The organism is Thioalkalivibrio sp. AKL10 (assembly GCF_000381845.1).
Taxonomy (GTDB): Bacteria; Pseudomonadota; Gammaproteobacteria; order Ectothiorhodospirales; family Ectothiorhodospiraceae; genus Thioalkalivibrio; species Thioalkalivibrio versutus.
Window position 1 is genome coordinate 154832 of sequence record NZ_KB907143.1, and the last position, 16452, is coordinate 171283.

18 protein-coding genes are annotated in these 16452 nt (G+C 66.2%); 5 read left to right on the forward strand and 13 right to left on the reverse strand.

The window, feature by feature from the left end; translation table 11 throughout:
- The first annotated feature begins 217 nt into the window (after positions 1-217).
- On the forward strand, positions 218-1465 hold the full coding sequence (locus tag G333_RS0106465; RefSeq protein WP_019628009.1) for an HD domain-containing phosphohydrolase: 1248 nt from the start codon (positions 218-220) through the stop codon (positions 1463-1465).
- A 75-nt stretch (positions 1466-1540) separates the two neighbouring features.
- Positions 1541-2818, forward strand: coding sequence for an EAL domain-containing protein (locus tag G333_RS0106470; RefSeq protein WP_019628010.1), 1278 nt, complete (start codon positions 1541-1543; stop codon positions 2816-2818).
- A 178-nt stretch (positions 2819-2996) separates the two neighbouring features.
- Here the strand turns inward: G333_RS0106470 and G333_RS0106475 are convergent, their stop codons facing one another.
- Both G333_RS0106475 and G333_RS0106480 read right to left on the reverse strand, forming a co-directional pair.
- Complete coding sequence (locus G333_RS0106475; protein ID WP_018950809.1) at positions 2997-3587, reverse strand: CPBP family intramembrane glutamic endopeptidase; 591 nt, start codon at positions 3585-3587, stop codon at positions 2997-2999.
- A 162-nt stretch (positions 3588-3749) separates the two neighbouring features.
- A complete protein-coding gene (locus tag G333_RS0106480; protein ID WP_019628011.1) occupies positions 3750-5369 on the reverse strand; it encodes a BCCT family transporter in 1620 nt (539 codons plus the stop codon).
- A 252-nt stretch (positions 5370-5621) separates the two neighbouring features.
- Here G333_RS0106480 and G333_RS0106485 point away from each other — a divergent pair, with 252 nt between their 5' ends.
- A complete protein-coding gene (locus G333_RS0106485) occupies positions 5622-5927 on the forward strand; it encodes a hypothetical protein (RefSeq protein WP_018950811.1) in 306 nt (101 codons plus the stop codon).
- Positions 5928-6248: 321 nt separating this feature from the next.
- Here G333_RS0106485 and G333_RS0106490 read toward each other — a convergent pair whose 3' ends face one another.
- The 5 genes from G333_RS0106490 to G333_RS0106510 form a co-directional block, all read right to left on the reverse strand.
- On the reverse strand, positions 6249-6515 hold the full coding sequence (locus G333_RS0106490) for a DksA/TraR family C4-type zinc finger protein (RefSeq protein ID WP_018938096.1): 267 nt from the start codon (positions 6513-6515) through the stop codon (positions 6249-6251).
- Between the two features lie 96 nt (positions 6516-6611).
- Positions 6612-7808 (reverse strand): tryptophan synthase subunit beta, encoded by a 1197-nt coding sequence (gene trpB / locus G333_RS0106495; protein ID WP_018950813.1) that lies wholly within the window; start codon positions 7806-7808, stop codon positions 6612-6614.
- A gap of 148 nt (positions 7809-7956) precedes the next feature.
- The gene (locus tag G333_RS0106500) at positions 7957-8580 is read right to left on the reverse strand and encodes a phosphoribosyltransferase (protein ID WP_019628012.1); all 624 of its coding nucleotides are present in this window, start codon (positions 8578-8580) and stop codon (positions 7957-7959) included.
- A gap of 43 nt (positions 8581-8623) precedes the next feature.
- Positions 8624-9157 (reverse strand): macro domain-containing protein, encoded by a 534-nt coding sequence (locus G333_RS0106505; protein WP_018950815.1) that lies wholly within the window; start codon positions 9155-9157, stop codon positions 8624-8626.
- A gap of 92 nt (positions 9158-9249) precedes the next feature.
- A complete protein-coding gene (locus tag G333_RS0106510) occupies positions 9250-10245 on the reverse strand; it encodes an LLM class flavin-dependent oxidoreductase (RefSeq protein ID WP_019568634.1) in 996 nt (331 codons plus the stop codon).
- 92 nt (positions 10246-10337) lie between these two features.
- Here G333_RS0106510 and G333_RS0106515 point away from each other — a divergent pair, with 92 nt between their 5' ends.
- Complete coding sequence (locus G333_RS0106515; protein ID WP_019628013.1) at positions 10338-10811, forward strand: aminoacyl-tRNA deacylase; 474 nt, start codon at positions 10338-10340, stop codon at positions 10809-10811.
- Positions 10812-10912: 101 nt separating this feature from the next.
- Entirely contained in the window at positions 10913-11350 is a 438-nt protein-coding gene (locus tag G333_RS0106520) for a nucleoside deaminase (RefSeq protein ID WP_018950818.1), read from the forward strand.
- A gap of 55 nt (positions 11351-11405) precedes the next feature.
- On the opposite strand, the gene G333_RS0106525 is transcribed toward G333_RS0106520, so the two are convergent.
- From G333_RS0106525 to sohB, 6 genes are all read right to left on the reverse strand, one after another.
- Positions 11406-12479 (reverse strand): succinylglutamate desuccinylase/aspartoacylase family protein, encoded by a 1074-nt coding sequence (locus tag G333_RS0106525; protein WP_038038162.1) that lies wholly within the window; start codon positions 12477-12479, stop codon positions 11406-11408.
- Between the two features lie 97 nt (positions 12480-12576).
- Positions 12577-13482 (reverse strand): 30S ribosomal protein S6--L-glutamate ligase, encoded by a 906-nt coding sequence (rimK, locus tag G333_RS0106530; protein WP_018144195.1) that lies wholly within the window; start codon positions 13480-13482, stop codon positions 12577-12579.
- Positions 13479-13982, reverse strand: coding sequence for an ATP-dependent zinc protease (locus tag G333_RS0106535; protein ID WP_018175756.1), 504 nt, complete (start codon positions 13980-13982; stop codon positions 13479-13481). Before G333_RS0106535 ends, rimK begins: the two co-directional genes overlap by 4 nt.
- A 104-nt stretch (positions 13983-14086) precedes the next feature.
- Complete coding sequence (locus G333_RS0106540; RefSeq protein ID WP_018649946.1) at positions 14087-14551, reverse strand: DUF302 domain-containing protein; 465 nt, start codon at positions 14549-14551, stop codon at positions 14087-14089.
- A gap of 194 nt (positions 14552-14745) precedes the next feature.
- Entirely contained in the window at positions 14746-15249 is a 504-nt protein-coding gene (locus G333_RS0106545; protein ID WP_019628014.1) for a DsrE family protein, read from the reverse strand.
- A 77-nt stretch (positions 15250-15326) separates the two neighbouring features.
- Positions 15327-16412 carry a protease SohB gene (gene sohB / locus G333_RS0106550; protein WP_019612164.1) on the reverse strand — a complete coding sequence of 362 codons (1086 nt, stop codon included), beginning with the start codon at positions 16410-16412 and terminating at the stop codon, positions 15327-15329.
- Between the last annotated feature and the right edge of the window lie 40 nt (positions 16413-16452).

Consider the following 16452-nt stretch of genomic DNA (forward strand, 5'->3'; position numbering starts at 1 on the left):
CCCACCCGCGGAAGCGCGCGGGTGGGGGCGGTCTGCACAGTGTCGATCGCTCCCCCTCAGTCCGCCGGATGGGGCCGCCGGATGCCGGCTTTTGCGAACGACTAACGGATTCTGCACTCAATCGCTGTTGCCCCTCGATAAGTGGCGCTAAGGTGGAGATGATGCAAAGCTGGTCGAACATTATGGCGGCCAGATGCGACAGTTGGACAACAGTGGTATGCCCTGGGGACTGTTACAGCAGGAGATCCCGGTTTCCGATCTGCAGGTTGGTATGTACGTCAGCCGGCTCGATCGTCCGTGGCTGGAGACGCCCTATCTGGTCGAGGGGGTGCGGATTCGCTCGCAGGACGATATCGACGAGCTCGCTCGCCATTGTGTGCATGTGTTCGTTGATCTGGAGAAGAGCGCGCCGGCGTCGCTGAGCCGGCTGCCATCGGCCGCGGCGTCCACGCGGACTGCCGTGACGGCCTCGAGCCCGGCCGAGGCCGCCCAGTTCCGCGGCATGACGGTGTATCGCGATCACTGCTCGGTGGAGCAGGAGCTCCCGGCGGCCAAGGAGGCTCAGGCGATTGCCGGGCGTGTGCTGGAGCAGATCCGTGCCGGCATGGAGCGCAACCCCGGGGTGCGTCTGGCGGCGGCCCGCGAGGCGTCCGAGGCGTTGCGCGAGAGCGTGGAACGCAACCCGGACGCCCTGCTGCTGCTGGCCAGGCTGAGCCACTCGGACGACGTGCTGTACGCCCACTCGCTCAATGTCGCGATCCATCTTTTGGCGCTGGGTCGGCACATGGGGCTGGATCGAGCCGAGTTGTCGATCCTCGGGCTGGGTGGTCTGCTGATGGACATCGGCAAGATGCAGATGCCGCCGACGCTCCTGGGGCGCCGCACGCGGCTGTCCCCGGATCAGCGGCGCGAGATTCAGCGGCACGTGGAATATGGCGAGACCATTCTGCAATGCTCCCACGGGATCCCGGAGGGCGTGCGCGACATTGTCGCCCAGCACCACGAACGCGAGGACGGGCGTGGCTACCCACGGGGGCTGGTGGCCAACCAGATCAGTGCCTATGCGCGCATGGCGGCGATCGTGGATTCCTACGAGGAGATGCTGACGGAAGGCGGCCTGGCCGGGACCCCCTTCGAGGCCCTGAAGGAACTGCGGGAGAACGCGCGCTGGGGGCTGAATTCGGCGCTCGTGGATCAGTTCACCCACTGCGTGGGGCTGTTTCCCGTGGGCAGCCTGGTGGAGCTGGATAACGGCGAGGTCGCGATCGTGCTGAGTCACCGCCGTACGCAGCGCTTCATGCCCCGGGTGATGCGCATCCTCGATCCGTCCCATATGCCGTATCCCGACCCGTGGGAGCTGGATCTGGGGTCGCACGCGCCGGAGTCCGAGGGGGCGCGGCGGCAGATCCTGCGCGACCTTCCGGCGGGTGCCTACGGGGTCGATCCGGCGCGCTATTATCTTTGAGTAGGTGCGCATTCCGTACATGGGATCCGCATCTACTGATTTCGCCGCATGGGCGTAGCCGCCGGAACTCTGCCGATGTCGAAGCTGTTGGATTATCAAGAGTTTCTCCGTGCCCTGGACGGGATTTCCCCGCGCCCGCAGGAGGCCGGGGCGCAAGCAGCCGTGACCGTCATCGAACTGGAGGGGCTAAGGGACGTGGACGCGGCCCTGGGGTACGCCGCGGGAGACGAACTGATCCGGAACGCGGGTCAGGCGCTGGCGAGCGCCCTGAGCGACGGCCTGGTCGGGATCACCGGACGCCATCAGATCACCTGTGCGCAGCCGGCCGTGGCCGGGAGTGGGTTCGCCGAACTGGCGGCCCACAAGATGCTGCGGGTGTTGAGTGAACCGTTTGCCTGTGGTGAGCGGCAGGTGCTGCTTTGGCCGCGTGCCGGGCTGGCGCTGGCGGGCCCCCAGGTGGTGCGTCCGCAGGATTTGCTGGCTCATGCCTATGCCGCAGTTCGGCAGGCGCGACGGGCCCGGGCGCGCCTGCGCCTGTATGCCCCGGAGGCGGCGGCGACCATGCTGGAGGGCGTGGATCTGTGGTCCCAGCTGGGGCAGGCCATCGAGGAGGGAAGCCTGCACCTCGAGTATCAGCCACAGGTCGCGCTGGCATCGGGCTGCGTGCAATCGGTGGAAGCCCTGTTGCGCTGGGATCACCCGCAGTATGGCTCGATCCGTCCGGACACCATGGTGCGGGCGGCGGAGGGAACGGACCTGATGCCCCGGCTGACGCACTGGGTCTTCAACACGGCCCTGCGCCAGTGTGCCGAGTATCGCCAGGCCGGACTGGACGCGGGGATCTCGGTGAACTTTTCTGCCGATGACCTGCAGGAACGGGAGGTGGTGGATCTGGTGGCGCAGTCACTGGAGGTCTGGCAGGTGCCGGCGGAGAGCGTCACGGTGGAGCTGACCGAAACCGCGATGATGGAGAGCCACGACGCCGAGGCGCGTGCGGCCCTGCACGGGATGAAGGACCTGGGCTTGCGGGTGTCCATGGATGACTTCGGTATTGGCTATTCGTCGATGGAGCGGCTGCTGCGCATGCCGCTCGACGAGCTCAAGATCGACATGACCTTTGTCCACGAACTGGTGTCCAGCCGGCCGCACCAGCGCATCGTGGAATCCATGATCGGGCTCGGCCAGAAGATGGGCCTGAGCGTGGTGGCCGAGGGCGTGGAAGATCAGGAAACCCTCGACCGCCTGCGCGCTCTGGGCTGTGATCTGGTGCAGGGTTTTTATCTCGGGCGGCCGGCGCGCCTGGCGCAATTCATGGAACAGACGCGCGCGGGCCGTGACCCGGGCGCGTGCTGATCGCGCCCAACCTGTCCTCGTTGCGGCGCGCCAGTGCACCGATCCCGCAGTCTGGAAGCATGACGCGTGTTCCCGGGGCAGGCAGTCGGTGACGTCGACCCCCCGCCCGTGGATGGTCATCCAGCAGTGGCAAGGCGGGGTTTGGCGGGCCCGTTCCCCCTGGATAATTGCTGGACGATCATGCGCCGCCCCTGCCGGCATCGCGGGAACGCAAGTACCAGTGGATGACGATCCAGTCGTACAGGGCATGGGCGACGATCACCACCAGCAGATTGCCGGTCAGGTGATAGAGCACCCCGAGGTAGAGCCCGATGACGGTGGCGAACACAAAGTACAGGCGGCTGATCGAATGGGCGAGTCCAAACACGATCGCCGCGGCGACGATCGCCCACTCGGGTGACCAGCGTTCGGTCAGCCAGCCCTGCAGCACGCCGCGCACCAGGAGCTCCTCGCCCACGCCGGCGAGGATGGCGATCAGCAGCACGGCGCCAGGCAGGGCGTGGCGAAAGAGTTGGTGCACGAAATCGCGCACCTGGTCGGCCAGTGCGCGGTAGGGTTCCCAGCCGCTGATCGCGAGCGTGCCGAGCAGCATCAGCATGGGCAACACGGCAAGGATGCCCAGCGCGGCGGCCTCCAGGCTCCAGTCGATTCGCTCGTCGAGCGGGATGCCGGCCACCCGGGCCAGGATCAGGGCGAGCGGGATCAGCGCGGCCTGAAAGGCCAGCCCGGCCAGCAGCGGGTGTCGCGCGACCGCTTGACGGAGGCTCATGGGTGTTGGGCCGGGGCGTGTGGACTCATCCGCGAGAGGATGCCCGATTCCGGGGGTGGTTGTCCCGAACGGAACGACCCCCGCGGCGCCGAGACCGGCGGGCGCGGGGGCCGGGTGGGGAGGCTGGATGGCCTGTGGTGGCCATCCAGACGGGGGCCGGCGTCAGGTCTTGGCTTCCTCGATGCGGATCAGGGCCAGTTCGTGGAACAGTCCCTTCATCAGGCTGACGCACATCAGCAGCAGCACGATGACGAATGGCAGGCCGGTGCTCACCGCCCCCGCCTGCAATGCATTGAGGGCCGCCGCACCGCCAACCGCCAGCAGGACCCCCGCAACCACGCCCTCGGTGGTGGCCCAGAACAGGCGCTGGGATTGCGGGGCGTCGGTCTTGCCGCCCGAGGTGATGGAGTCGATCACCAGGGAGCCCGAGTCCGAGGAGGTGATGAAGAACACCAGCACCAGGGCGATCGCCAGGAACGAGGTGATGGCGGTGAACGGCAGGTGCTCCAGCATCTGGAACAGGGCCAGGGAGGAGTCGGAGATGCCGTCTGCCAGGGCCCCGATGCCGTCCCGCGCCTGGGCCAGGCCGGAACCCCCGAAGGCGCTCATCCAGACCACGGTGACCAGGGTCGGCACCAGCAGTACGGCGGTGACGAACTGGCGTACCGTGCGGCCGCGGGACACGCGGGCGATGAACATGCCGACGAACGGCGACCAGGAGATCCACCAGGCCCAGAAGAAGATGGTCCAGGCGTGGTAGAAGGTCTCGTCCTCGCGCCCGACCGGGTTGCTGAGCGGGATGAAGTACTGCACGTACCCGGTGACCGTGGTGCCGATGTTGGAGAGGAATGCGAGGACGCCCCCGGCCACCATCACGAACAGCAACAGCAGGGCGGCGAACAGCAGGTTGATGTTGCTGAGCACCTTCACCCCGCCGTGGATGCCGCGCATGATCGACAGCAGAGCGATGATGGTCACGCCAATGATGATGGCGACCTGGGTGTTCAGTCCGGAATCGATGCCGAACAGGAACTCCATTCCCGAGGCGGCCTGCTGCGCGCCGAGGCCCAGCGAGGTGGCCAGACCGAACATGGTGGCGAGCACGGCGAGGGTGTCGATCACGTGGCCGATCGGGCCCCAGACGCGCTCACCGAGGAGAGGATAGAACGCCGAACGGATGGTCAGCGGCAGGCCCTTGTTGTAGGCAAAGAACGCGAGCGCCAGGCCGACGACCGCGTAGATTGCCCAGGGATGCAGGCCCCAGTGATACATGGTGGCGCCCAGCGCGGCCTGTCGGGATTCCTCGGTCCCGCCTTCGATGCCCAGTGGCGTTCCGAACCATTCGGTGAAGTAGCCCACCGGCTCGGCCACGCTCCAGAACATCAGGCCGATGCCCATGCCCGCGGCGAACAGCATGGAGAACCAGGAAATGACCGAGAATTCCGGCTTGGCGTTCTGGCCACCGATGCGGATGCGCCCGATGGGCAGGAGGATCAGGGCCAGGCAGAACAGCACGAAGATGTTGCCGGCCGACAGGAACAGCCAGTCAAAGGTGCGGCCGATCCACTGACGTGTGTTGTCGAGGTGCTCGTTCGCCTGTTCCGGAAAGACCAGGGACAGGAGGACGAATACAACAATCAGCAGGGCGCTGACCACGAAGACCGGGTTGTGCAGATCCAGCCCCAGCGGGTTGATGTTCTGCTCGCCAATCTCGTGGTCGGTGTCGTATTCGGCTTCCAGTTCCTTTTTCTGCTCTTCGAGATCGTGCGGATTCTCGTTCACCGTCTCCTCCTCGCTTCTTGTTTTTATCGGGTGCCTGCGTCAGCCTCGGCGCGCGGCGACCTCGTTGAGTAAAGACGGGCAATCGGCAAATTGCAAAGCCCTTTGGCCGATTGGTTGCACGGGCGTTATGGGGACACGGATCCGCGTCTCCCGGGGGCGGCAGGCGCACACAGGGCCTGCTCGCAGTGGCCCCGCGGTCCACGCACCGTTACCGTAGTAGCGACGATGAACCCATGTGCATAGGGGAACCGAATGAAGGCCTTGTTGATTGATCCGGAGCAGCAGACGATCGAAGCGGTGGACGTCCAAGGGCGTGACGACATCGCCCGGCTGATCGGGTACGACACGCTCGAGTCCGACGAGATCGGGCCGGATGGTGATCGCCTGTTCTTCGACGAAGAGTGCTTCCTGCGCGGAACCACCGGGCGCTTTCAGATCGACAGCGTGATTCCGGTTTCCGGCAAGGGGCTGGTGGTTGGCAGTGACGACGCTGGCGCGAACCTTAAGGACGTCGCGTCCGACCTGGAGTCCATCCGGGGCCGGATGAAGTATCTCTAGGGGAACACTGATTGATGTACACGCTCGCGCTCGAGTCGCTTTTGCGTGCGAACAAGGCGCGGTGACTGCCGTGCGGTCATTCTGCACAAGGGAGCCGCAACGCCGTTGCCGCGCCCGTTTTCATCAACAACGGGCGGCCGAGCCCCGTCTTTCAATAGCTTGTGGGATTGGCACCCCGGGTTCCCCGATCCTGCGTTGCGCCCCGAAGACATCAAAAACGAGCGGGTAGAACCACTACCCGCTGCACGACGCGCCTTGTCTCGGAAAACCTGGGCTGCCAACGCGAGCGTGTACATTGATCAGTGTTTCCCTGGGGCGAGATCAACGCAGCTGGCTGTCCTTGGAGGCCCGCCGGTTGTAGGGGCTGGTGGCCTGCTGCGCCGCGTCCTCCGCCTCCTGGCAGCCCACGCACAGGCGTACGCCCGGCAGGGCCTGGCGCCGGCCTTCGGGAATCGGCGCCCCGCATTCCTCGCATTCTTTCAGACCTTCCCCGGTGGGAATCTGGCTGCGCACCCGTTGCAGGGCGTCCTCGACCGTGTTGTCGATCTGCTCCTGCTCCGCACCGTCTTTTGCCCATCCGCCTGCCATCGCGAGGCCTCCGCCCGTGGTCAACAAGACTGAGACCGGCGCAACCTGGCCTGAAGTTCCCGTAGCGCCGCCTTCGAGCCGTATTGGCGCGGCGGGCTATCCGTGTCCGAACTCGCGGGCGACGTAGTCGATGTCCTTGTCGCCACGACCGGAGAGGTTGGCCAGGATCGTCGTGCCCGGGTTCTCGCGGCCGTGCTTCATGGCCCAGGCCACTGCATGGGCGCTTTCCAGGGCCGGGATGATCCCCTCGGTGCGCGAGAGCTGGTAGAAGGCATCCAGGGCCGCGTCGTCGTTGATGGCGTGGTAGGCGACGCGCTCGGTGGTCTTGAGGTAGGAGTGCTCCGGGCCGACGCCGGGATAGTCCAGGCCGGAGGCGATGGAGTGGACCGGGGCCGGATTGCCTTCCTCGTCGGCCAGCAGCATGCACTTGAAGCCGTGGATCATGCCCGGCTTGCCGTAGGTCATGGTGGCGGAGTGCTCGCCGAGCTGGGTGCCGCGCCCCAGCGGCTCCACGCCGTTGAGTTGCACCTGGGCGTCCTCGATGAAGCCGGCGAACATGCCCATGGCGTTGGACCCGCCGCCGACGCAGGCGACCACGTGATCCGGCAGCTCGCCACCACTCATCTCCAGGTACTGTTCGCGCGCCTCGATGCCCACCACCGACTGGAAGTTGCGCACCATCAGCGGGAACGGGTGCGGCCCGACCACGGACCCGATTGCGAACAGGGCCTCGTCCGCCTGCGACAGGTAGGACTGGAAGGCGGAATCCACGGCCTCCTTCAGCGAGCGGCCACCGAAGGAGACCGGTACCACCTGGGCCCCCATCAGCTTCATGCGGGTCACGTTGGGTGCTTCCTTGGCGATGTCGATCTCGCCCATGTGGATCTCGCATTCCATGCCGAAGTAGGCCGCCGCAGTGGCCAGCGCCACGCCGTGCTGGCCGGCCCCGGTCTCGGCGATCAGCTTGCGTTTGCCCATGTGCTTGGCCAGCAACGCCTCGCCCATGCAGTGGTTCAGCTTGTGCGCGCCGGAGTGGTTCAGGTCTTCGCGCTTGAGATAGATATGCGCGCCCACCGAACGGCTCAGGTTATGGGCGTAGTACACCGGCGTCGGGCGCCCCTGATAGTGCTTGCGGATGTAGCGCAGTTCGTTCAGGAAATCGCCGGAGCGCGCCAGGGTCCGATAGGCGTGGTTGATCTCGGCGAAATGCGGTTCCAGTTCCGGCGGCAGGAAGGCGCCGCCGAATTCGCCGAAGTAGCCTTCCGGGTTGGGGAAATCCTTGAGATACGACATGGGCAGTCTCGATGCCAGGTTGGTGGGCCGGGTGGAAGGGCCCGTTGGGTCGGATCGGGTTTCGTGACCCGGGGTGACCGGGCCGGGTCCATATCATCCGTTCCCCGAACCCGATTGCCAACCCGGGCGGATCCCGGTCCGCGTCGTCCTACGCGGAAAAGGGCAGGTCGTTATAGCGGATTACGCGGTCCAACTGGGTCGCGTCGAGCTCGAGGCCGTAGTCCTGCTGCAGACGCGTGCGCAGCTCGGTGGCGGTGGTCGGGGGCGGGTCCATTTCGCGCGCGAACTGGCCGACATCTTCGATGACGGCCCAGGGGTAGAGGATCCAGCGCCACTCCTGCACGGCCTGACTGTGGAAATCGGCGGGGCACTGGGTGCTGGCCTTTTCATGCAGCACGGCGGTGCGCACGGCGGCCGGTTGGAAGCCCTCCAGATGGGGGCGGGCGGCCACCAGGGTGTCGCCGGAGTCGTTGACGTCGTCGACCAGCAGGACCCGTTCGCCGCGCACATCCCCGGCCAGCGGGATCGTAACGGCCGCTCGCTGCTTTTCGCGCGCGCCCGAGGTGTAGTGCTCGACCTTGAGGCTGAGCAGCTTGTGCACCCGGAGGAAGTCGCACAAGAATCGCGCGGGCATGAACCCGCCGCGGGTGATGGCCACGATCGTGTCCGGCCGAAAGTCGCTGGCCCGTATCTGGCGTGCCAGGTCGTCGGCGCGGTGGACCACCTCCTCGACCGGGATCAACTGCACGGGCATCTTGCGCGGCGGGTTCATGCGTGGAGCTCGTGGAGGTGTGAAGCCGTGGGAACGGCGGTGATCATGCCGTCAGTTCGCCAAGGATGCGGGTATGGATCTCCAGATCGCCCTCGGTATGCAGCACGAAGCGGACATGGCCGACGGCATCCAGCCGGGGCGTGGCGGCGATCACGGTTTCCAGGGCGATGCGGGCGGCTTCCTCGACGGGATAGCCGAAGGCCCCGGTGGACAGCGCGGGAAATGCGATGCTGTAGGCCCCGGCTTCTTCGGCGCGGGTGAGGGCGTTGCGATAACAGGCAGCCAGCAACCGGCTGGCCGGTTCGTCGTGCCCGTAGACCGGTCCCAGGCAGTGGATTACGAAGCGATTGGGCAGGTTGTGGGCACCGGTCAGTACGGCCTGGCCGGGTTCAATCGGGGCCAGGGGCTGGCATTCACGCTCCAGACCGGGCCCCGCGGCGTGGTGGATGGCCCCGGCCACGCCGCCGCCGGGCCGCAGCCAGGCGTTGGCGGCATTGACGACCGCGTCCATGTCGCGCTGGGCGGCGATATTGCCGGTGATGCATTCGATGGTGATGCCGTGGACCTTGACGCGCATGTGTCCCCCTGATTCTGAATGGGCTCGGCCACTCCGGCCGTTGCCTCAAGCATAGGGCCCCATTTCGGTCGGGTGAACAGGTGGTCCGGTTTTCACATGGTGATTCGGTCGCGCACCTCCGCCGTTAGTTCCAGTGAGCGCCGGCGCGCCGCATGGTCAAAGGTGGAGGTGGTCACGATCAATTCGTCGGCGCCAGTCTGGTCGAGAAACTGGCGGATCTCGGTCTCCACCGTGTCCGGCGCGCCAATCGCGGAACAGGCCATCGTCTGTTCGACGATCGCGCGTTCGGCGCGGTCGAGGCGTTCGCGGTAGCCCTCGATCGGCGGCTGGATCGGTTCGGGGCGACCCCTCCGCAGGCTGACAAAGGCCTGTTCCATGGAGCTGGCCAGGGTTCGCGCCGCGGCGTCGGTGTCGGCGGCATACACGTTGTAGCCGAGCATGGCGTAGGGGCGATCCAGCCATGCGGACGGCCGGAACTGGCTGCGGTACAGCTCCAGTGCGTTCATCAAATGCCCGGGGGCGAAGTGCGAGGCAAACGCATACGGCAGGCCCATCTGCGCGGCCAGCTGGGCACCGAACAGGCTGGAACCGAGGATCCACACGGGCACGTGCTGGCCGGCGCCGGGGATGGCGCGGATCACCTGGTCCGGCTGGGGGTCGTCGAAATAGCCCAGCACCTCGGCGACGTCACGCGGGAACTGGTCGGGGTCGATATCCGGGGCCCGGCGCAGGGCGCGCGCGGTGGTCGGGTCGGTGCCGGGTGCGCGCCCCAGCCCGAGGTCGATGCGGCCCGGGTACAGCGCGTTCAGGGTGCCGAACTGTTCGGCGACGACTAGCGGGGCGTGGTTGGGCAGCATGATGCCCCCGGCACCCACCCGAATGCGCTGTGTGGCGGCTGCCACCTGGCCGATCACCACCGCCGTGGCTGCGCTGGCGATGCCGGGCATGTTGTGGTGTTCCGCCAACCAGTAGCGCTGGAAGCCGAGGGCCTCGGCGTGTTGCGCAAGATCGAGGGTGTTGTGCAAGGCGTGGGTGGCGTCCCCGTCAGCGGTGATCGGGGCCAGGTCGAGTACGGAAAAGGCCGTCATATGCCTGATTGTACCGACCTGCTGGATCCGTGCAGACGTAGGCGATCCCGGCGGGGTCTATAGTCGAAGGAAGACACTGCGGAGCGTGCGCCATGAGTATCCCCGGGACCCTGAACAACTTTCTGGCCGAACATGCGGTGGCCTACCAGCTGGTGCCCCATCCGCATTCGAATTCGGCCAGCCGCACGGCCGAGGCGGCCCATGTGCCGGGCGACGCAGTGGCCAAGGCGGTGTTGCTGGTCGAGGAGGATGGACAGTACCGATTGGCCGTCGTGCCGGCCACGCGCCGCGTAAAACTGGGGCAGTTGCACCGGTTGTTGGGCGAGCACGTGGGCCTGGCTACCGAGGACGAGGTGGCCAGCGTCTTTGCGGATTGCGAACGCGGCGCAATCCCCGCTCTGGGTGCCGCTTACGGGCTGGAAACCCTGCTTGATGACAGTATGCTGGAACAGCGCAACGTGTATTTCGAGGCTGGCGATCACGAGTCGCTCGTCCGGCTGCGCGAAACGGATTTCCTCCATCTGCTCGGCCTGCCGCGGCGGGGCCAGTTCAGCGCCCACATCTGACGTCCGCTCCATCAGCGACTCACGCGTGGGGCGGATTCGATCTTGCAATGCCACATCAGCTACCGTCAGCCTGAATTCGTTGCGACAACTGGGTGACGACGATGGATCCGTTTCTGGAGATGGCGCTCGACGAAGCGCGTACGGGGCTGGGCGAGGCGGGGATCCCGATCGGGTCGGTGCTGGTGCACCGGGGCGAGGTGATTGGGCGCGGGCACAACCGGCGGGTGCAGCAGGGCAGCGCGATCCTGCATGCGGAGATGGATGCGCTGGAGAACGCCGGCCGGCAGCCGGCGCAGGTGTATCGCGAATGCACGCTCTACACCACGCTCTCGCCCTGCGCGATGTGTAGCGGCGCGATCGTCCTCTACGGTATTCCGCGAGTGGTGATCGGGGAGAACGAGTCGTTCCTGGGGGAGGAGGCGTGGTTGCGCGGTCACGGCATCCAGGTGGACGTGGTCCAGGACCCGGGCTGCCGCGAACTGATGCGCGCGTTTATCGAGACGCACCCCGAGCTGTGGCACGAGGACATCGGCCACTGAGCCGGATGGCCGGCGCAAGGGCCGTGCCCGGCGTGTCCCTCGGCGTCTGTTTCCTTCAGGGCGTCTCGAGCCGCTGCTGATCGGCGTAGGGGTAGTCGCTGGCCTCCAGGTTTTCCTGAAAGGTCTCCAGGCGTTCCACGGCGAGGTCCGTACGGTTGAACTGGGCGATGTGGAACAGCGCATCGCCCTCGTTGATCAGGGGCAGGTTGAGCTGACCAATGATGATGCCGGAGGCCGGGGCGAGGATCTCGGTCTCGGTTTCGCCAAACGGATCGGAGATGATCGCCAGGCGGGTCTGGTCGCGGACCACGCGGTCCCCGTGGCGCACGAAGGTGCGCAGGATGCCGCTTTGGGGCGCGCGGACCCAGCCGCTGGTGCGCGCCATGATGGGTTCCTTGCGCGGGCGCCGGCGTACGGCCGGCAGCATGCCCAGATGGCGCATTACCTCGATGATGCCGTGCACCCCGCCGCGGATGGAGAGCTCGTCGAAGCGCAGGGCCTCGCCGGCCTCGTACAGCAGGATGGGGACTTCCCGTTCCGCGGCGGCCTCGCGCAGGGAGCCGTCGCGCAGGGCCGAGTTGAGAATCACCGGGGCCCCGAAGGCGCGCGCCAGATCGAGGGTCTCGGCGTGATCGAGGTTGGCGCGGATCTGCGGCAGGTTGGAGCGGTGGATGGCGCCGGTGTGCAGGTCGATGCCATGGGTACTGTTCTGCACGATTTCGCGCATGAACAGGCGCGCAACGCGAGCCCCCAGTGAGCCCTTCTGCGAGCCGGGGAAACAGCGGTTCAGGTCACGCCGGTCGGGCAGGTAGCGGCTCTGGTTGATGAAGCCGTGCATGTTGACCACAGGGATGGCAATCAGGGTTCCCTTCATGCGCCGCAGGGCGGGGACTTTCAGCAGGCGGCGGATGATCTCGACGCCGTTGATCTCGTCGCCGTGGATGGCGGCGCTGACAAACAGCACGGGCCCTTTGCGCCGACCGCACAGCACCTGTACCGGCATGTTGGTTGGGGTGTGGGTGTACAGCGCTCCCAGTTCCAGCTCCACCGTGCGCCGCTCGCCGGGGCGGACGGTGGTGCCACCAATGGTGATCGGCTTGTTGCGCAGTGACTGGGGTATGCCGGGCATCAGGGAGCCACCGAACAATGTGCATACGCCCGCGCGGGTCGCTCTTGCGTCCGGTCCACCCGCTGCGAGTGAAGTGTAGCCCTGCGACTCAAGGACACTAGCCGCTCCCTTTGGTCTTCGTCCGGTTGGGCTTGGCGTTCTTCTCGATGAACTCGATGATCATGCCCGCCACATCCTTGCCCGAGGCATTCTCGATGCCCTCCAGGCCGGGCGAGGAGTTCACCTCCATCACCACCGCACCGTGATTGGAACGCAGCAGATCCACGCCACAGACGTTCAGGCCCATGACCTTGGCCGCGCGTACCGCGGTGGCGCGCTCTTCCGGAGTAATCCGGCACAGGGAGGCACTGCCGCCACGGTGGAGGTTGGAGCGGAACTCGCCGTCCTTGGCCTGGCGCTTCATTGCTGCGACGACCTTGTCGCCGATCACAAAGCAGCGGATATCCGAGCCCTTGGCCTCCTGGATGTATTCCTGCACCAGGATGTGCTGCTTCAGGCCCATGAAGGCCTGGATCACGCTCTCGGCCGCCTGCTTGGTCTCGGCGAGTACCACGCCCAGCCCCTGCGTACCTTCCAGCAGCTTGATCACGCAGGGCGCGCCGCCCACGGTCGCCAGCAGGTCATCGATGTCATCCGGCGAGTGGGCAAACCCGGTCACCGGCAGGCCGATGCCGCGGCGCGAGAGCAGCTGCAGGCTGCGCAGTTTGTCGCGCGAACGCGAGATGGCCACCGACTCGTTCAGCGGGTAGACGTTCATCATCTCGAACTGGCGCAGGATCGCGGTGCCATAGAAGGTGATCGATGCCCCGATCCGCGGGATGACCGCGTTGAACTGGTCGAGGATGTCGCCCTTGTAGTGGATCTGCGGGCTGTGCGCGGTGATGTTCATGTAGCAGCGCAACGGATCCACCACACGGACCTCGTGGCCGCGCTGTTCGGCCGCCTCGACCAGGCGTCGGGTGGAATAGAGTTTGCTGTTGCGCGAAAGGATGCCGAGTTTCATTCAGGCGCCTGCTGGGCTGTAGGGATTTGCGGTCGGTGGCTGGCGACAAACGAGGCCTGGGGATCGACAAGAAAGCGACCGCGCATGGCCTCGCGGCCGAGCAGCATGCGAAAGAGCATGGTATCGCGGCTGGTCAGGGAGAGTTCAACTGGCAGTACTACGGCACCGAGTTGCACCCGGGTGGCGATGAAGTAGCGCTCCCCGGTGTGCCCGCCGGAATCCGTCACCTTGCGGACATCCAGCACCGGCGCCTCGCACCACATTTCGGTCTCGGTATCGTGCTGGTGGGGGTGGATGCCGAAGCGCACCCAATCGTGGTCATCACGCGTGAAGGGTTCGATCTGGAAGGTATGCAGCGCGGAACTGCGGGCACCGGTATCGACCTTGCACTTGATCGCGGGGATGCCGAGGTCGGGCAGGCCGACCCATTCGCGCCAGCCGAGGATGGGCCGGTCGCGGATGTCGGGTGAGGTCTGGCTGGAAGGGGACGGGCGATCCACGTCGGCTCCCGGAAAGGATGGAAGCCTCACTATAACCAATCGCCCGCCCGGCGCGAGTGAACCTCAGCGGGGCTGCGCCCGTGCGGCGGGGATCGAGCAGATGCTCAGTCCTCGGCGATTGCCGCGTTGGTCAGGTTGTCCAGCGCGTTGCTCATGGTATCGAGGATGTCATCGCGGTCGTCGATGCCGTGGCGTTCGGCCATCCATTCCGGATCGTTGTAGGCGAGCCAGGTCTGGCCGTCTGCGTCGGTCCACGCCAGCGCCTTCATCGGCAGGTCGATGCCGGCAGTCTGCTGGCTGGTGAACAAGTGGCTGCCGAGCGCCGGGTTGCCGAACATCAGGAGTTCGGTCGGGCCGAGTTCGATATCCACGCCGTCCGCCTTGGCGGCGTGGTCCCAGCGCAGGGCGACGCCGATATCGTTGGCTTCCAGGGCATTCTCCAGCCGATCCAGGGTCTCGGAGGCGGAATGCGGGCTGGCCTTGGCGATCATCCCGGGTACGTCGGCGGCCAGCGCCGGGGTCGCGATCAGGGCCAGGGGCAACAGAGCGGTCAGTAGCGTCTTCTTCATGACAACGTCCTCGTGCAGTAATGGGTGCGTCGAGCCAGTGGCGACGATCGACCGGGTGGTTTCGTCATCACGTCCGGAAAAGGTAGGCGACCCATGCAGAATTTTCAGCGACCGGTCGGCGGAAGCGTGATCGGGTCGTGGGACGACGCCCGTGTGCGGTGTTCGGCCCTGGGTGGCCGAACACCGCTCGAGGATTACTGCATCAGCAGATAGCCTTCGTGCTGTAGTTCGATGATCTCGGCATCGGCCATCGGTACGACGTTCACGAAGCCATGCACGTCTTCCACGTCGATGCCGCGCAGGCGCGCCGAGGCCTCGCACATGCGGAACTCGATATTGCCGGCCTGGGTGAGCGAGCGGGCGCGGCGCATCAGTTCCTCGTGCTCGCCAAACTCGTCGCGAGTGAAATACGGGACCTCGGCACCGTGCAGGACCAGGACGATGTGCGATTCGAACGGGTCCGCCTCGTAGACGTTGTTCAGCATACTCACGCGGTCCAGTACGCCCTCCAGTTCGCTGGGGCTGCTGGTATACACGTCGTAGACCACCTTGCGGGGCTCGTACTGCCGGTCCATCTTTTCGGCCGAGCCCCAGGGCAGGTTGTCGTCCGCGCCGGCCACAAGCGGCGTGGCCAGGAGGCTGGCGGCGGCCAGCAGGATCAGCAGAAGACGGGTCAGTGGGCGGTTGTTTCGTTTCATGGGGGACTCCGATTGTTGCAGTAGTGCGTGTGGGATTGACGTTCTCGCCCGCCAAAGCGTTCCCCGGCAAGTGGACTTTACATCCGGGTTTCCGGCCCCTGGCTGCGCAAAACGCGCTCGAGGATGGATTCCATCGCAAAGGTGATGCGCCGGCCCAGGGTTTGCGGACGATGGTAGATCAGCTCGAATACGTCCGCCTCGCGGGTCAGCTCCAGTAACAGATCGTCGCTGGTGCGCAGTTCGTCGGCCAGGCCCATCTCGCGGGCCTGTTCGCCGTACCAGTGTTCCCCGGTGGCGACCTGCTCCAGGTCCAGTTGCGGGCGGTAGCGGGCGAGGAAGGTCTTGAACAGCTCGTGGGCCTCTTCGAGTTGTTCGCGGAATTTCTTGCGCCCCTCGTCGGTGTTCTCGCCCAGCATGGTCAGGGTGCGCTTGTACTCGCCCGCGGTGAGCAGTTCGATGTCGATATCGTTGCGCGACAACCAGCGGTGAAAGTTGGGGATCTGGGCGACCACGCCAATCGAGCCGAGCACCGCGAATGGCGCGGCGACAATGCGGTGACCGACCGCCGCCATCATGTAGCCGCCGCTGGCGGCGACGCGGTCCACCGCCACGGTCAGGTCCAGCCCGGCTTCGCGCAGGCGTGCCAGTTGGGCGGCCGCGAGCCCGTAGGAGGGCACCAGCCCGCCGGGGCTCTCCAGGCAGACGATGGCGCGGTCCTGTTCCGGTCGCGCCATGGTGAGGATGGCCGTGACCTCCTCGCGCAGGCTCTCGACGCTGGAGGCGCGGATATCACCGTCGAAGCGCAGGACGTACACGCGCGGGCGTTCGGCATCTGCCTCGCGGTCGGAACGGGTGCCACCGAGCTTGTCGGTCTGTTCGGTTTCGGTTGTGGTGGTCGAGTCCCCAATCCCCTTGCGCGGCAGCTTGCGTGCGGCCCAGTGGCGCAGGCGTTCCACCCGCCCGCGGCGGCGCTCCACTGCCCGGCGCACGGTCTTCTCCATCCGCTCGAAACGATCGTTCAGGCGTTTGACGTGCAACCGGTCCGGCTTGCCCTCGCGCGACCGGCCGACCAGGCCGGCGATCGCACTCAACACAATGAGCCCGGCGATGACGGCCGTGGCGGCCTTGGCGACGAAAAGTCCGTATTCCTGAAGAAATTCCATTGGGTGTCCTTGATGAGCCGGGATGTCCGCGCAGGCATAA

Excerpts from the sequence above, each read along its gene's own strand:
- trpB (WP_018950813.1), bottom strand. The coding sequence starts at position 7,808 with ATGTCGTATCTCAAGGATTTCCCCAACCCGGAAGGCTACTTCGGCGAA.
- G333_RS0106465 (WP_019628009.1), top strand. The coding sequence starts at position 218 with ATGCCCTGGGGACTGTTACAGCAGGAGATCCCGGTTTCCGATCTGCAG.
- rimK (WP_018144195.1), bottom strand. The coding sequence starts at position 13,482 with ATGAAACTCGGCATCCTTTCGCGCAACAGCAAACTCTATTCCACCCGA.
- sohB (WP_019612164.1), bottom strand. The coding sequence starts at position 16,412 with ATGGAATTTCTTCAGGAATACGGACTTTTCGTCGCCAAGGCCGCCACG.
- G333_RS0106520 (WP_018950818.1), top strand. The coding sequence starts at position 10,913 with ATGGATCCGTTTCTGGAGATGGCGCTCGACGAAGCGCGTACGGGGCTG.
- G333_RS0106500 (WP_019628012.1), bottom strand. The coding sequence starts at position 8,580 with ATGAACCCGCCGCGCAAGATGCCCGTGCAGTTGATCCCGGTCGAGGAG.
- G333_RS0106510 (WP_019568634.1), bottom strand. The coding sequence starts at position 10,245 with ATGACGGCCTTTTCCGTACTCGACCTGGCCCCGATCACCGCTGACGGG.
- G333_RS0106540 (WP_018649946.1), bottom strand. The coding sequence starts at position 14,551 with ATGAAGAAGACGCTACTGACCGCTCTGTTGCCCCTGGCCCTGATCGCG.
- G333_RS0106490 (WP_018938096.1), bottom strand. The coding sequence starts at position 6,515 with ATGGCAGGCGGATGGGCAAAAGACGGTGCGGAGCAGGAGCAGATCGAC.
- G333_RS0106515 (WP_019628013.1), top strand. The coding sequence starts at position 10,338 with ATGAGTATCCCCGGGACCCTGAACAACTTTCTGGCCGAACATGCGGTG.
- G333_RS0106525 (WP_038038162.1), bottom strand. The coding sequence starts at position 12,479 with ATGCCCGGCATACCCCAGTCACTGCGCAACAAGCCGATCACCATTGGT.
- G333_RS0106475 (WP_018950809.1), bottom strand. The coding sequence starts at position 3,587 with ATGAGCCTCCGTCAAGCGGTCGCGCGACACCCGCTGCTGGCCGGGCTG.
- G333_RS0106485 (WP_018950811.1), top strand. The coding sequence starts at position 5,622 with ATGAAGGCCTTGTTGATTGATCCGGAGCAGCAGACGATCGAAGCGGTG.
- G333_RS0106505 (WP_018950815.1), bottom strand. The coding sequence starts at position 9,157 with ATGCGCGTCAAGGTCCACGGCATCACCATCGAATGCATCACCGGCAAT.
- G333_RS0106470 (WP_019628010.1), top strand. The coding sequence starts at position 1,541 with ATGTCGAAGCTGTTGGATTATCAAGAGTTTCTCCGTGCCCTGGACGGG.
- G333_RS0106545 (WP_019628014.1), bottom strand. The coding sequence starts at position 15,249 with ATGAAACGAAACAACCGCCCACTGACCCGTCTTCTGCTGATCCTGCTG.